9 protein-coding genes are annotated in these 12,447 nt (G+C 72.2%); 3 read left to right on the top strand and 6 right to left on the bottom strand.

Annotated elements, in window-relative coordinates:
• Positions 1-43: 43 nt before the first annotated feature.
• Positions 44-2,422 (top strand): immune inhibitor A domain-containing protein, encoded by a 2,379-nt coding sequence (locus ACFVUH_RS30870; protein WP_387916647.1) that lies wholly within the window; start codon positions 44-46, stop codon positions 2,420-2,422.
• A 131-nt stretch (positions 2,423-2,553) separates the two neighbouring features.
• On the opposite strand, the gene ACFVUH_RS30865 is transcribed toward ACFVUH_RS30870, so the two are convergent.
• A complete protein-coding gene (locus ACFVUH_RS30865; RefSeq protein ID WP_387916645.1) occupies positions 2,554-4,020 on the bottom strand; it encodes an MFS transporter in 1,467 nt (488 codons plus the stop codon).
• Between the two features lie 47 nt (positions 4,021-4,067).
• Here ACFVUH_RS30865 and soxR point away from each other — a divergent pair, with 47 nt between their 5' ends.
• Positions 4,068-4,574 carry a redox-sensitive transcriptional activator SoxR gene (gene soxR / locus ACFVUH_RS30860; protein WP_387916644.1) on the top strand — a complete coding sequence of 169 codons (507 nt, stop codon included), beginning with the start codon at positions 4,068-4,070 and terminating at the stop codon, positions 4,572-4,574.
• 348 nt (positions 4,575-4,922) lie between these two features.
• On the opposite strand, the gene ACFVUH_RS30855 is transcribed toward soxR, so the two are convergent.
• From ACFVUH_RS30855 to ACFVUH_RS30835, 5 genes are read right to left on the bottom strand one after another with little or no spacing between them, the layout of a single operon-like run.
• Positions 4,923-5,918: an oligopeptide/dipeptide ABC transporter ATP-binding protein gene (locus ACFVUH_RS30855; protein ID WP_355370930.1), complete on the bottom strand. Its 996-nt coding sequence runs from the start codon at positions 5,916-5,918 to the stop codon at positions 4,923-4,925.
• Positions 5,915-6,916 (bottom strand): ABC transporter ATP-binding protein, encoded by a 1,002-nt coding sequence (locus ACFVUH_RS30850; RefSeq protein WP_387916642.1) that lies wholly within the window; start codon positions 6,914-6,916, stop codon positions 5,915-5,917. The genes ACFVUH_RS30855 and ACFVUH_RS30850 overlap by 4 nt, the downstream gene beginning before the upstream one ends.
• Positions 6,916-7,902 carry an ABC transporter permease gene (locus tag ACFVUH_RS30845; protein WP_387916641.1) on the bottom strand — a complete coding sequence of 329 codons (987 nt, stop codon included), beginning with the start codon at positions 7,900-7,902 and terminating at the stop codon, positions 6,916-6,918. The genes ACFVUH_RS30850 and ACFVUH_RS30845 overlap by 1 nt, the downstream gene beginning before the upstream one ends.
• Positions 7,899-8,858 (bottom strand): ABC transporter permease, encoded by a 960-nt coding sequence (locus ACFVUH_RS30840; protein WP_387916640.1) that lies wholly within the window; start codon positions 8,856-8,858, stop codon positions 7,899-7,901. The genes ACFVUH_RS30845 and ACFVUH_RS30840 overlap by 4 nt, the downstream gene beginning before the upstream one ends.
• A 14-nt stretch (positions 8,859-8,872) precedes the next feature.
• Positions 8,873-10,627, bottom strand: a complete 1,755-nt coding sequence (locus ACFVUH_RS30835) for an ABC transporter substrate-binding protein (protein WP_387916638.1) — start codon at positions 10,625-10,627, stop codon at positions 8,873-8,875.
• Positions 10,628-10,799: 172 nt separating this feature from the next.
• Between ACFVUH_RS30835 and ACFVUH_RS30830 the strand changes: the two genes are divergently transcribed.
• A complete protein-coding gene (locus ACFVUH_RS30830; RefSeq protein WP_387916669.1) occupies positions 10,800-12,335 on the top strand; it encodes an aminopeptidase P family protein in 1,536 nt (511 codons plus the stop codon).
• Positions 12,336-12,447 lie beyond the last annotated feature (112 nt).

The following is a 12,447-nucleotide window of genomic DNA, read 5'->3' as shown; positions in this document are numbered from 1 at the left end:
CCTGCGCTCACCCGACCACCCCCGTCCGGAAAGGACCGGTCAGTTGCGCAGACTGTCCGCGGCGTTCGCGGCCGCGCTCACCACGAGTGCGATAGCGGCGACCCTCCTCGGGTCCACCACCGCCCAGGCCGCCACCCCCTCCCCCACGCCCGCCCTCACCGCCGAGAGCGGCACGGGCGCCGAGGCCGGCGGCCTCGAAGCCCCGCCCGCCCCGCTCGCCCCGCAGGAGCGCGAGCGCCAGTCGCTGCGCACCAAGGCGCTGGAGCAGGTCAACAAGGGCGCCGTGGCGAAGACCACCGACCGCCGGGCGCCCGCCAAGGTGCGGGTCGGCAACGACTACGTCCAGCTCGCGCAGCAGCGCAAGGACAAGGTCTTCGTCATCCTCGCCCAGTTCGGCGACCAGGTGGACAACTCCACCCTCTACAACGGCCAGCCGCGCTACGCGGGCACGCCCGGGCCGCAGCACAACAGCATCCCCAAGCCGGGCAAGGGCGACAACCACACGCTCTGGAGCCAGGACTTCAACCGGCAGTACTACCAGAAGATGTTCTTCGACGACACGCCCGGCGCGGTCTCGATGCGCAACTACTACCGCACCCAGTCCTCCGGCCGCTACGACGTCGAGGGCACCGTCAGCGACTGGGTCACCGTGCCCTGGAACGAGGCCCGCTACGGCTCCAACAAGGGCCCGCAGGGCTCCGGCGCCTGGACCCAGGGCCAGGAGTTCATCCGGGACGCCGTCAAGGCCTGGTACGACGGCGAGATCGCCAAGGGCCGCACGGCCGCCGACGTCAAGGCCGAGCTGGCCCAGTACGACGTCTACGACCGCTACGACCACGACAAGAACGGCGAGTTCGCCCAGCCCGACGGCTACCTCGACAACGTCATCGTGGTGCACGCGGGCGTCGACGAGACCTGGGGCGGCGGCACCCAGGGCGCCGACGCGCTGTGGGCGCACCGCAGCTGGACCTTCCCGGACCCGACCGGCCAGACCGGCCCGGAGGGCAACAAGATCGGCGGCGCACCGGTCGGCGACACCGGCCTGTACGTCTACGACTACGTCCAGGCGGGCGAGAACAGCGGCGTCGGCCTGTTCGCCCACGAGTTCGGCCACAACCTCGGCCTGCCCGACCTCTACAGCACCACCGGCGGCGACAACAGCGTCAACTTCTGGTCGCTGATGTCCTCGGGCTCCTACCTCGGCAAGGGCCGCAACACCACCGGCGCCTACCCCGGCGACCTCGACGCCTGGAGCAAGCTCCAGTTCGGCTGGCTCAACTACGACGAGGCGCAGGCCGCCACCCGCTCCAGCCACGCCCTCGGCGTCAGCGGCTACAACACCGACCAGGCACAGGCCGTCCTGGTCCACCTGCCGGACAGCACCACCAGCACCGACCTCGCCGACCCGCGCGAGGGCGGCAAGCAGTGGTGGAGCCAGACCGGCGACAACCTGGACAACGCGCTGGCCCGCGACGTCGACCTCACCGCGGTCACCGGCCCGGCCGCGCTCGACGCCGCCGTCTGGTACGACATCGAGCAGGACTACGACTTCCTGACCGTCGAGGCCTCCACCGACGGCGGCAAGCGCTGGACGGCCCTGCCCGGCACCGTGGACGGCGCCCCGATCGGCAACACCAGCGCCAACGTCCCCGGCCTGAGCGGCACTTCCGGCGCCTACCGGCAGCTGCACATCCCGCTGGACGGCTACGCCGGGAAGAACGTCCGGCTGCGCTTCCACGTCACCTCGGACGGCAACACCCACGGCAAGGGCGTCCTGGTCGACGCGGTGAAGATCACCGCCGGCGGCACCGAGCTGTTCGCCGACGGCGCCGAGAACGGCACGGCCGACTGGGTCAGCACCGGCTTCACCATCGTCACCGGCCGCACCTACGTCAAGCAGCACCCGCGCGCCTACCTGGTGGAGAACCGCCGCTACACCGGCTACGGCGAGTTCCTGAAGACCGGGCCGTACAACTTCGGCTACTCCGGCGTCGACGGCAAGAAGGACATCGTCGACAACTACCCGTACCAGGAGGGCGTGCTCATCTGGCTCTGGGACACCGCCTACGGCGACAACAACACCAAGGACCACCTGGGCGGCGGCGAGATCCTGCCGATCGACGCCCGCCCGACGCCGGTCCGGTTCGCCGACGGCACCCTGGTCAACGGCCGGGCGCAGACCTACGACGCGACCTTCTCGCTCAAGCCGACCACCGCGTTCACCCTGCACAAGGCGGGCGTCCCGGTGCGGATCGAGTCCAAGCCCGCCGTTCCGGTCTTCAACGACCACAGCGGCGTCTACCGGGACCCGGCCACCCCGCAGCTCGCGGTGAACGTCCCGGACACCAACACCAAGATCGAGGTGGTCCGCGAGGCCCAGGGCGGGCGGATCACCACCGTCCGGGTGGGCCCGGCCTCCTGACCCGCGCGTTCTGACGCACCCAGTACCCCCGGTGTCCTGAGCACCGGGTCTCCCGTGGAAGACAGGTACCACGGAAGAAACGGCCGCCCCGGTCCTCCCCCACGGAGGGCCGGGGCGGTCGCGCTTGCCGCTCAGCGCGCCTCCGCGCGCCCCCGCCGCAGGCTCATCGCGGCCGTGACGGTGCCGAACACGGTCAGCGCGCCGAGCCCGAACACCATGTACCGGGCGCCGTCCAGCGTGGAGTCCCCGCCGATGCTCACCAGCGTCCCGGCCAGCGCCGAGCTCACCGAGAAGGCGATCAGCTGGGTGGTGTTGAGGCCGGCCGCCGCCTTGGCGCCCTCCGCCTCGTCGTCCGTGCTGCGCATCGCCGTGACGCTCAGGTGCGGGAAGGCGATGCCGATGCCCGTCCCGCCCGCGACCAGCACCAGCGCCCACAGCAGCACCCGCCCGCCGGAGGCCGAGCCCGTCTGCAGCAGCCCGTACGCCAGCAGGCCCGCCGTCAGCACCGCCGGGCCGCACCGGATCGCCAGCTCCCGGGCCCGCTCCGAGCCCATGTTGACGCTGAACAGCTGCGCGGACGTCCAGCCCACCGACACCGTCGCCCCCAGGAACCCGGCCGCCAGCGGGCTCAGCCCGCCCAGCTCCTGGCCGAACAGCGGGATGAAGGTCTCGGTCATCACACCCGTGCAGTACACCGCGACGGTCAGGTAGATCCACTTCAGGTGGTTGCCGCGCCGGTAGGTGTGCTTCGGCAGGACGGTCGCCGCGCCGCCGCGCTCGGCCAGCACGAAGCCGGCCAGCAGCGCCAGGCCCAGCACGATGCAGAGCACCGTCGCCCAGCCGCGCGGCACGGTCGAACTGATGCTGAAGGTGGCCGCCGCCAGGGTCAGCAGCAGCAGCGAGGCCAGCGGCAGCGGCTCGGTCGCCCGCCCCGGCCCGGACGGCCCGGGCAGCGAGCGCCGGGCCAGCACCGCCAGCACCACGGCCGCCGTCAGCAGCAGCAGATAGGCCCCGCGCCACAGGCCCAGTTCGGCGAAGAGACCGCCCAGCGAGGGGCCGACCAGCGTGCCGACGCCCCACATCGCCGACACCAGCCCGGCCGCCCTGGTCCACAGCCGCTCCGGCAGCGCGGTGCGGATCACCGCGTAACCGAGGCCGGCCATCAGCCCGCCGCCCAGGCCCTGGACGACCCGGCCGGCGATCAGCACCTCGATCGACGGACTGGCCGCGGTCAGCCCGGCGCCGCCGGCGAACACCAGGAACCCGGCCAGATAGGCGCGCGAGGGCCCGAGCCGGGCCAGCAGCCGGCTGACCAGCATCGCGGAGATCACCGCGGAGATCAGGAAGCCGGTCGCCACCCACGCGTAGTAGCGGGCGCCGCCGATGTCCTCGACGATCGAGGGCAGCAGGGCGGCGGTGAAGTAGAGGTTCATCGCGTACAGGGCGACACCGCCGGCGAGGATCGAGGCCTGGGCGGCGAACTGCCGGGAGAACAGTTCGCCCCAGCCGCCGGAGGAGGCCGGCGGCCCCGTGTCCGGAGGGTGACGTCCCTGGTCGGAGGGGGTGGAGGCGGTCTGGGCGGGCGAGGATTCGGTCACGCTTCGGTACGCTAGTAGCTCAAGAGAACTTGAAGTCAAGGAGGCTCATGGACGGCGCCGCGGACCTCCCGGCGGGCCCGGAGCCCCGACCCCGCCCGGCCGATCTGCTGACCGTCGGCGAGGTCGCCCGGCGGGCCGGTGTGGCCGCCTCCGCCGTGCGGTTCTACGAGGACCAGGGGCTGATCGCCTCCGAACGGACCTCCGGCAACCAGCGCCGCTACCACCGGCACGTGCTGCGCCGGCTCTCGCTGATCCTGGTCGCCAAGCGGCTCGGCATCCCGCTGGCCGAGGTGGCCGAGGTGTTCGCCGGGCTGCCCGCCGACCGGATGCCGGACAAGCGGGACTGGGAGCGGATCTCGCGCCGCTGGGCGGCGCTGCTCGCGGCCCGGCGCCGGGAGATCGAGCGACTGGAGAGCGAACTGACCGGCTGCATCGGCTGCGGCTGCCTCTCGCTGCGCCGCTGCCGGGTGCTCAACCCGCGGGACGCGCTCGCCGCCGACGGGCCCGGCCCGCGCCGGCTGCCCTCCGAGGAGTCCGGCCCCGCCCCCGGCTGAGGCCGTGCGCACCGGGGGCCGTGGACGCCGAAGCCGTGGACGCCGGGGCCCTGAACACCGGGTCCGCGAACGCCGAAGGGCCCGCCGGAACCGACGACCCAGGTCGGTCCGGCAGGCCCGGCGCACCCGGCCACAGGAGGTGGCCGGGTGGACCCGGTCGGACGCGGCCCTCATCAGGCTCCCCGCCGCGCCCGACCGGGCGTTCTGTGGGGCGCGCGGAGACGGTGCTCCGCGCGCGGGTGGTGCCGTACCGCCCGTCGTGGGGGTGGCCGGACGGTACGGCGGTCGAACCGCGGCCGGGAGCGCGCCCATCGGCGGGCGCTCGCGGCCGCGAGACCGTGTCCCGGCTCAGTTCTCCGGGAAGTGGCAGGCCGCCTCACGGCCGCCCGGCCCGGCGATCTGCAGCAGCGGACGCTCGGTGCGGCAGATCTCCTGGGCCTTCGGGCAGCGCGGGTGGAAGCTGCACCCGGACGGCGGGTCGGCCGGGCTCGGCGGGTCGCCGAGCAGCACGATCCGCTCGCGCTCCCGTTCCGCCGCCGGGTCCGGCAGCGGCACCGCGGAGAGCAGCGCCTTGGTGTACGGGTGCGCGGGGTTGCCGTACACCTGGTGCTTGTCGCCGATCTCGACGATCCGGCCGAGGTACATCACCGCGACCCGGTCGCAGACCCGCTTGACCACCGAGAGGTCGTGCGCGATGAAGATGTACGCCAGCCCGAGCTCGTCCTGGAGCCGCTCCATCAGGTTGACCACCTGGGCCTGGATGGAGACGTCCAGCGCGGAGACCGGCTCGTCGGCGACCACCAGCCGGGGCGAGGTGGCCAGCGAGCGGGCGATGCCGATGCGCTGGGCCTGGCCGCCGGAGAACTCGTGCGGGTAGCGGTCCAGGTGCTCGGGGATGAGGCCGACCAGCTCCATCAGCTCGGCGGCCCGCTTGCGGGCGTCGGCCGCGCCGGTGCCCTGGACCAGCAGCGGCTCGGAGATGATCCGGGCCACCGTCTGGCGGGGGTTGAGCGAGGAGTACGGGTCCTGGAACACCATCTGCAGGTGCTTGCGGTGCGGGCGCAGCTGGGCCTGGCTCAGGCCGCCGATCTCGGTGCCGTCGAAGGTGACGGTTCCGGAGGTCGGGTCGCTCAGCCGGACGATCATGCGCCCGGTGGTGGACTTCCCGCAACCGGACTCGCCGACCAGGCCGAGGGTCTCGCCGGCGCCGACGTCGAAGCTCACCCCGTCCACCGCGCGGATCGGGGCGCCGGCCTTGCCGGTGCGCGAACGGCGTCCGGGGAAGGTCTTCACCAGGTCCCGGACGGACAGCAGGGGCTGGGCCGAATCGGTCGTCGCGGTCATCCCAGGGCTCCTTCCGGCACCAGCGGCAGGTGGCAGGCGGCCTGGTGGCCGGGCGAGAGCGGACCGAACTGCGGGCGCTCGGACAGGCAGCGGGCGTGTTCCTCGGCGGTGGCGGCGGTGGTGCGGGCGCAGCGCGGGGCGAAGGAGCAGCCGGGGGCGGGGGCGATCAGCGACGGCGGACTGCCGGGGATGGCCCGCAGCGGGGCGTCGTCGGTGTCGTCCAGGCGGGGCAGCGAGTCGAGCAGCCCTCGGGTGTAGGGGTGCACGGGGGCGGCGAACAGCCGGTCCACCGACGCCTGTTCGGCGGCTCGGCCGCCGTACATGACGAGCACCTCGTGGGCGACCCGGGCGACCACGCCCAGGTCGTGGGTGATCATCACGACGCCGAGGCCGCGCTCCTGCTGGATCCGGGCGATCAGCTCGAGGATCTGGGCCTGGACGGTGACGTCGAGCGCGGTGGTCGGCTCGTCGGCGATCAGCAGTTCGGGTTCGCAGGCGAGCCCCATCGCGATCATCACGCGCTGGCGCATGCCGCCGGAGAACTGGTGCGGGTACTCGTCGACCCGGCGGGCCGGCTCGGGGATGCCCACCTCGGCGAGCATCTCGATCGCGCGCTGCCGCCCGGCCTTGCGGGACGCCTTGAAGTGCACCCGGTAGTGCTCGGCGATCTGCTCCCCGACGGTGTAGAAGGGGTGCAGGCTGGACAGCGGGTCCTGGAAGATCATCGCGATCCGCCGGCCCCGGACGGCGCCGAGGGCCTTCTCGCCGAGGCCGTTGAGCTCCTGGCCGTGCAGCCGGATCGAGCCGCCGACCTCGGCACCGCGGTGCAGGCCCATGACGGCGAGCGAGGTGACAGACTTGCCGCTGCCCGACTCACCGACCAGGCCGAGGGTCCTCCCGGCCTCGACGGTGAAGTTGATGCCGTCCACGGCCCGGACGGTGCCGCGCGGGGTGTTGAAGGAGACCTTGAGGTCTTCGACCTCCAGAAGGGCCGTCATCAGTACCTCACTCTCGGGTCGACGAATGCGTAGAGCACGTCGACCAGCAGGTTCGCGACCACGATGAAGAAGGCCGCGAGCAGCGTGACACCGAGGATGACGGGCTGGTCGGAGCGGAGCAGGCCGTCGTAGAAGAGGCGTCCGATGCCGGGCAGACCGAAGATGGACTCGGTGATGACGGCGCCGGCGAGCAGGCCGCCGAGGTCCATGCCGAAGATGGTGAGGATCGGCGTCATGCCCGAGCGCAGCCCGTGCTTGACGGTGACCGTGCGGGACGGCATGCCCTTGGCGCGGGCGGTGCGGATGTACGGCTCGGCCATCGCCTCGATCATCGAGTTGCGGCTCTGCCGCGCGTACTGGGCCGCGTACAGCAGGGCCAGCGCGATCCAGGGCAGCAGCAGGTTGGAGCCCCACTCGAGCGGGTTGTCGGTGAACTTGTGGTACGAGGGGTAGGGCAGCAGGCCCGCGCTGCGCACGACGCCCCAGATCAGCATGATCGAGGTGAAGTAGACGGGCAGCGAGGCGGTGCCGACCGAGAGCACCATCAGGATCTTGTCGGTCGGCTTGCCCTTGCGCAGCGCCGAGGAGACGCCCGCGCCGAGGCCGAGGACCAGCCAGAGCACGGCCGCGCCGAGGGCGAGCGAGACGGAGACCGGCAGGCGGTCGACGAGCAGGTCCCAGACCGGCAGCGAGTACTCGTAGGAGTAGCCGAGGCAGGGGAAGCCGCAGTGGACGGCGCTGGGGCCGGTGCCGTAGTCGCGGCCGGCCACGATGCCGGTCAGGTAGGCGCCGAACTGCGCCCAGATGGGCTTGTCCAGGCCCATCGCCGCCTTGACCTCGGCGAGCCGCTCGGGGCTGCAGGTCTTGCCGCAGGCGGCCGCCGCCGGGTCGTTGGGCAGCAGGTAGAAGATGGTGAAGGTGATGGCGCAGATGGCCAGCATGATGCCGACCACGCCGATCAGCCGGCGGCCGAGGTACAGGATCACGACCGGCCCCCCTTCGGGTCGAGGATGTCGCGCAGCGCGTCACCGAGCAGCGTGAACGCGAGCACGGCGATGAAGAGGAAGACCGTCGGGATCATGAAGTACGTCGGGTCGGTCTCGTAGTGGACGATCGACTCGGCGATCATCTGGCCCCAGGAGGCCGTCGGCGGGCGGACGCCGACACCGAGGTAGGAGAGCGCGGCCTCGGTGGCGATCATGCCGGGGATCAGCAGCGTGGTGTACGCGATGATCGGGCCGGAGACGTTCGGCAGGATCTCCCGGGTGAGGATGCGCCAGGAGCGGGCGCCGCCGACCTTGGCCGCCTCGACGTACTCGCGGTGCTTGAGCGACAGGGTCTGGCCGCGGACCACGCGGGCGATGCCGGGCCAGCCGAACAGGCCGATCACCGTGGTCATCAGCAGGATCCGGTTGACGTCCTTGGCCACCGACATCATCGCGATCATGAAGATCAGCGACGGGAAGGACATCGTGAGGTCCATCAGCCGGGACAGCACGCCGTCGACGCGGCCACCGAAGTAGCCGGCCGCGATGCCGGCCAGGGTGCCGGCGATCACGACGAGGGCGGTGGCGGTGAAGGCGATCAGCAGCGACACCTGGCCGCCGTGCAGGACCCGGGCGAACAGGTCGCGGCCGGTGACCGGCTCGACGCCGAACCAGTGCCGCGCCCCCATGCCGCCGAAGTCGCCCTTGGGCAGGCCGCCCAGGTAGGCGTCCACGGCGCGCTTGTCGAACTCCTCGGGGGTCCAGCCGCCGAGCGAGCTCAGCGGGCCGGCCAGCACCGCCATCAGGATCAGGAGGGCGACGGTGATCAGCCCGAACCGGGCCGAGCCCTTGGCCCACAGCTGGTCCCAGACCAGCCGCCAGGGCCCGCGCCCGGAGGGCTTCGCGGGGCCCGCCGCCGCGACGGGCGCGGCGGCGGGCTCAGTGGTAGTACTCATCTGGCGACGGCCCCTCAGCCCTGGTTCTTCGAGGGGTCCTTGAGGCCGATGACGGCCATGTCGAGCATCCCGGCGTAGCCGGAGTTGCCGAACGCGCCGGCCACGTTGGTGCCGACCAGGAGCGGGCGGCGCTCCCACATCAGCGGGACGGCCGGGGCCTTCTTCATGATGTCCTCGTCCAGCTTCTGCCAGGCCTTGTTGGCCTCCGCGACGTCCGTCAGGCCCGCGATGCGGTCCATCTCGTCCATCGTGGCCTGGTCCTTGAACTGGCTGTAGTTGCCCTGGTTGCCCTTCTCCTTGATCGTCCGGCCGTCGAACAGGAACGGGGCGAAGGTCGAGCCGGACGGGTAGTCCGGGCACCAGCCCTGGATCAGCAGCTCGGGGGCGTTCTTGGTGTCGCCGATGGTGTCGGCGAAGGCGGACGGGTCGACCGTGTTGACGGTGACCTGGATGCCGGCCTTGGAGAGCGACTGCTGGATGGCCTCGGCGCGCAGCTTGTCACCGAGCGAGACGGTGATCTGGAGCTTGAGGTCGGTCTTGCCGGCCTCCTTCAGCATCGCCTTCGCCTTCTCCGGGTCACCGGCGGCGGGGACCTTCAGCGGGTCGCCCTTGGCGCCGCCGGCCAGCGACGGCGGCAGGTAGGTGGTGGCGACGTCGGCCATCGTCGGGCCGCCGAACGCGGTGACCTGGGCCTCGCGGTCGACCGCCCACATCATCGCCTCGCGGACCTTCGGGTCGTCGAACGGCGCCTTGGCGGTGTTGAGGTAGAGGCTGTCGGTACAGCCGGTCACCTCGGCGATCATGCGGGACTTGACGTCCTCCTTGGGCAGCACCTTCGGCACCGACTCGGGGCGCATCCACGGCATCTCGATCGCGTTGGCGTCGGCGCCGTCGCTGGCGATGATCCGGTCGTCGGCCTGGCCGCCCTTGATGCCCTGGGTGACCACGATCTTGTCCGGGTAGGCCTTGCGGACGGTGTCGGTGGAGGTGTCCCAGTTGCTGTTGCGGACCAGCACCAGCTGCTTGCCGCGGTCATAGGTGTCGATCTTGTACGGGCCGGAGGAGAACGGCCGCTGGTCGTACTGGGTGCCCTTCTCCTGGGACTGCGGAACCGGCGCGAAGGTGGGCAGCGTCGCGGTGTAGGAGAACTCGGCGACCGGGCGCTTGAGGTGGAAGACGATGGTCTTGTCGTCCGGCGTCTCGATGCTCGGCAGGTGCTCGCCGGTCAGCGGGCCCTTGTAGTTCTCGCCGCCGGCCAGGTACTGCGCGGCGTAGTCGGGGCCACCGGTGAGGTCCGCGGCGAACGAGCGCTCGACGTTGTACTTGATGTCGGCCGACTTGATCGGGGTGCCGTCCTCGTACTTGACGCCGTCCTTCAGGGTGAAGGTCCAGGTCTTGCCGCCGTCGGAGGGGCGGCCGACGTCGGTGGCGAGGTCCGGGACGATCTCGCTGCCGGCGGGGCCCGGCTCGGCCTTGAAGGTGACCAGGGTGCGGTAGAGCAGCCGGGTACCGAAGTCCATGGTCGGCAGCACCCAGTTGCGGGCCGGGTCGAGGTGCGCGAAGTCCTGGTTGGTGAGGACGTGCAGGGTGCCGCCCTTGACCGGCGTACCGCCGACGACCGAGCCGGCCGCGGCACCCGGGGCCTTGGTGGAGGCGGCGGTGCCGCCGTCCGAGGTGTCGCTCTTGTCCTTGTCGCCGCAGGCCGCGAGACCGAGGGAGAGTGCCGCCGCGATGGCCGCCGCGATGGCGGTCTGGGTACGCCTGTTCATATCTGATCTCCGCAGTGGGGGGCCGCCGTGAAGGCCCGTCGTCCGCCCCGGGGGTGGATCCGGGACCAGCCGTGGAGGGCGACCTCAGGGGGTCTAGCCGCTCCGCGGTGTGACCCGTAACATAGTAATGTGAAATTGCACTGCACAAGAGGTGACGCCGCCCGTTACCGAGATGTGTCCGTGCAGCCCCCCACCTCCCCCTCATCCGCACCACCCGCTTAGGAGCCACCCGGTGACCTTCCGTCAGACCGGCCTCAACACCGGAAGCCACGACCTCCCCGTCTCGGCCGCCCTCAACGCCTTCATGGGCACCTCCTGGGCGGCCACGCCGCTCCCCGCCGAGGACCGCGTCCCCGGGTACGCCGTGACCCCCGGCCGCCGCAGCCGCCTGTCCGCCGCCTTCCCCGGCGAGCGCCTGATCGTCCCGGCCGGCCAGCTCAAGGTCCGCAGCAACGACGTCGACTACCGCTTCCGCCCGCACAGCGCCTACGCCTGGCTCACCGGCCTCACCGGCGAGGACCAGGTCGGCCACGTCCTCGTCCTGGAGCCCACCGGCCCCGACGGCCACGAGCCCGTCCTCTACCTGCGCCCGCGCTCCCCGCGCGGCGGCGACCCGGTGCGCGGCGCCGAGTTCTTCCGCGACCGCCGCTACGGCGAGTTCTGGGTCGGCCGCCGCCCCGACCTCGACGAGGCCGCCCGGCTCACCGGCGTGCGCGTCGAGCACCTCGACGAGCTGGACAAGCTGCTCACCGGCCCGCAGCCCGCCACCCGCGTCCTCACCGGCGTCGACCCCGCGCTCGACGGCGCCACCAACCGCCCCGGCGCCCCCGAGCTCGTCCAGGGCGACGGCCTGTTCGCCGCCGTGCTGTCCGAGCTGCGCCTGGTCAAGGACGCCTGGGAGGTCGAGCAGCTCCAGCTGTCCGTCGACCACACCGTGCTCGGCTTCGAGGACGTCGTGCGCGCCCTGCCCACCGCGCTGCGCCACCACCGCGGCGAGCGCTGGATCGAGGGCGTGTTCAACCTGCGCGCCCGCGCCGAGGGCAACGGCATCGGCTACGAGACCATCGCCGCCACCGGCGCCCACGCCTGCGTCCTGCACTGGATCCGCAACGACGGCGCCCTCGACCCCAACGCCCTGCTGCTGCTCGACGCCGGTGTGGAGACCGACACCCTCTACACCGCCGACATCACCCGCACCCTGCCGCTCAGCGGCACCTTCACCCCCGTCCAGCGGCAGGCCTACGAGCTGGTGCTCGCCGCCCAGCAGGCCGGCATCGACGCGCTGCGCCCCGGCGCCCGCTTCCGCGACTTCCACAGCGCGGCCGCCCGGGTCATCGCCGAGGGCCTCGCCGACTGGGGCATCCTGCCGGTCAGCGCGGAGGAGGCGCTCGCCGACGACAGCGGCCTCTACCGCCGCTACACGCTCTGCGGCACCGGCCACATGCTCGGCCTGGACGTCCACGACTGCGCCCGGGCCCGCGCCGAGACGTACCTGGACGGCGTCCTGGAGGAGGGCCACGTGCTCACCGTCGAGCCCGGCCTCTACCTCCAGCCCGACGACGAGACGCTGCCGGCCGAGCTGCGCGGCCTCGGCATCCGGATCGAGGACGACCTCGTCATCACCGCCGACGGCGCGCGCCTGATGTCCGGCGCGCTGCCCCGCACGGTGCCGGCCATCGAGGCCTGGATGGCCGACCTGCTCGGCTGAGCGGGACGGTCGAGCGGGGGGGCCGGGGGGCCCCCCCCCCGCCCCCCCCCCCCCCCCCCCCCCCCCCCCCTATAAAAAAAAAAAAACCCCCCAAAACAAAGAAGATTATGTT

The organism is Kitasatospora sp. NPDC058032, from assembly GCF_042885845.1.
Taxonomy (GTDB): Bacteria; Actinomycetota; Actinomycetes; order Streptomycetales; family Streptomycetaceae; genus Kitasatospora.
This window is presented reverse-complemented; position numbering and strand designations above follow the sequence as displayed.

Bases quoted from the DNA above. Each gene is read 5' to 3' on its own strand.
- soxR (WP_387916644.1), top strand. From the start codon at position 4,068: ATGGACGGCGCCGCGGACCTCCCGGCGGGCCCGGAGCCCCGACCCCGC.
- ACFVUH_RS30855 (WP_355370930.1), bottom strand. From the start codon at position 5,918: ATGACCGCGACGACCGATTCGGCCCAGCCCCTGCTGTCCGTCCGGGAC.
- ACFVUH_RS30850 (WP_387916642.1), bottom strand. From the start codon at position 6,916: ATGACGGCCCTTCTGGAGGTCGAAGACCTCAAGGTCTCCTTCAACACC.
- ACFVUH_RS30840 (WP_387916640.1), bottom strand. From the start codon at position 8,858: ATGAGTACTACCACTGAGCCCGCCGCCGCGCCCGTCGCGGCGGCGGGC.
- ACFVUH_RS30835 (WP_387916638.1), bottom strand. From the start codon at position 10,627: ATGAACAGGCGTACCCAGACCGCCATCGCGGCGGCCATCGCGGCGGCA.
- ACFVUH_RS30830 (WP_387916669.1), top strand. From the start codon at position 10,800: ATGTGTCCGTGCAGCCCCCCACCTCCCCCTCATCCGCACCACCCGCTT.